Origin of the sequence: Ventosimonas gracilis (genome assembly GCF_001580025.1) — a bacterium.
GTDB classification, from domain to species: domain Bacteria; phylum Pseudomonadota; class Gammaproteobacteria; order Pseudomonadales; family Pseudomonadaceae; genus Ventosimonas; species Ventosimonas gracilis.
In genome coordinates, this window is sequence record NZ_LSZO01000072.1 from 1 (window position 1) to 1647 (window position 1647).

The window sequence follows — 1647 nt, forward strand, 5'->3', positions numbered from 1 at the left end:
CCTGGGCACCATCATATTGAAATCCGTTGATTATAAAATATCAATAAACATAAAAATCAACGGGTTACTGGTGGTCATTTAAATCCATTGACCGTATAATTTTAAATATTCTGAACTTCAGGGCGCATTTTTGCCCCACAGAATGCCCCATTTTGGAGCGGTCACATGGCAAGTATCAGCAAGATGGCGAAGGGCTGGCGCGCGCAGGTTAAGGTGTTGGGCGTGCGGGATAGTCGCGTGTTCACTACCCGCCGCGAGGCGGTGCAGTGGGCGGCACTGCGTGAGGGGGAAATCCGGCACGCCGCAACCGCCCCGCTTGGGGAGCAATACACCTTGCGTCAAGCCCTGCGACGCTACGCCGATGAAGTGTCGCCTACCAAGCGCGGCACGCGCTGGGAGAAAATCCGGCTGACGGCGTTTGAGGGGTATTGCCTGCCGTTGGATCTGCCCATTGCTCAAGTAACGACACAGCATATCGCGAATTTCAGGGACGCACGTGGAGCCGTGGTGGGGCCTGCATCGGTGTTGCGGGAGCTGACCCTACTGTCGTCGGTATTCCAGACCGCGCAGCTTGAGTGGGGCTGGGTGCAGGCTAATCCGTGTCGAGACATTCGCAAACCACCTGCGCCGCGCCATCGGGAGCGAGTGATCGCATGGTGGGAAGTGCGCCGGATGCTGCGCACGATGGGGTATCAGCGTACTGGCCGGGTATCCAGTACCGGGCAGGCGGTGGCGCTGTGCATGCTGCTGGCCTTGCGTACCGGGATGCGCGCCGGTGAGTTGTGCGGGTTGACGTGGGGGCGAGTGTTCGATCAGCACGTCCATTTGCCGCAAACCAAAAACGGCAAACCGCGCGACGTGCCGCTGTCTGCCCGCGCTCGTCGAGTGTTGGCACGGCTGCGCGGATGGGATGACGTGCTGGTGCTTGGTTTGAAGACGGCGAGCTTGGACGCGCTGTTTCGCAAGTACCGTGCGCGCGCCGGATTGGACGGGTTCACCTTTCACGATACACGCCACACGGCGGCGACGATGTTATCGCGCAAGGTAGACGTGCTGACACTGTGCAAGATATTCGGCTGGTCGCAGACAACGCAGGCGCTGACGTACTACAACCCCAAAGCCTCAACGCTTGCGGCCATGCTCGATTAAGTAGCGGCGCAGTTCCGCGCCAGTGATGCGCCCGTCCACAGGGTGGATTTTGCCTTCTGTGATGCGCTTTTGCAGCGTGTTGTAGCTGATGTTAAGGCGCTTGCAGGCGTCTTTGTAGTGATAGCACACCATGTCGGAGATGGCAATTTCTGCCCCGCGCTGGGCGGCTTGCTCAAGCAATACGCCAAGCTGGCCAGGAGCCAGGCTAATGGCTGCGTCGTTGGCTATGTTCATGTCACGTTTCCTGTTGATTTTTGGCAGCGGCTGCCAGCTCGGCCTCAAGCGCCGCCTTAAGCCCCGGTTTTATGTCACGTAAAACGTGACGAATCAGCGCATTCACGGCCATTACACTGCCGAACTCCACATACTTTTGGGAGTTGATCCTGCCGCCAACATGCTCTATCCGCTGCCAGAGTGTCATACCACTTGTGGGGCTTTTTTTCTGTGCGGCGGCTTCTTTGTTTTCATCTTTCATTGCGACCTTAATTTTCGCGCGTA

General features: G+C 57.8%; 3 protein-coding genes. 1 reads left to right on the forward strand and 2 read right to left on the reverse strand.

Annotated elements, in window-relative coordinates; genetic code table 11:
* Positions 1–165 precede the first annotated feature (165 nt).
* Complete coding sequence (locus tag AXE65_RS04110) at positions 166–1149, forward strand: tyrosine-type recombinase/integrase (protein ID WP_068388514.1); 984 nt, start codon at positions 166–168, stop codon at positions 1147–1149.
* Here the strand turns inward: AXE65_RS04110 and AXE65_RS04115 are convergent.
* A complete protein-coding gene (locus tag AXE65_RS04115) occupies positions 1123–1383 on the reverse strand; it encodes a helix-turn-helix domain-containing protein (RefSeq protein WP_068388517.1) in 261 nt (86 codons plus the stop codon). The two genes, AXE65_RS04110 and AXE65_RS04115, sit on opposite strands and share 27 nt — an antisense overlap.
* Before the next feature lies 1 nt (position 1384).
* The coding region (locus AXE65_RS04120; protein WP_204376511.1) for a hypothetical protein at positions 1385–1647 on the reverse strand (263 nt) is incomplete at its 5' end.

Coding starts and splice junctions, on each gene's coding strand:
- AXE65_RS04110 (WP_068388514.1), top strand. CDS start 166: ATGGCAAGTATCAGCAAGATGGCGAAGGGCTGGCGCGCGCAGGTTAAG.
- AXE65_RS04115 (WP_068388517.1), bottom strand. CDS start 1,383: ATGAACATAGCCAACGACGCAGCCATTAGCCTGGCTCCTGGCCAGCTT.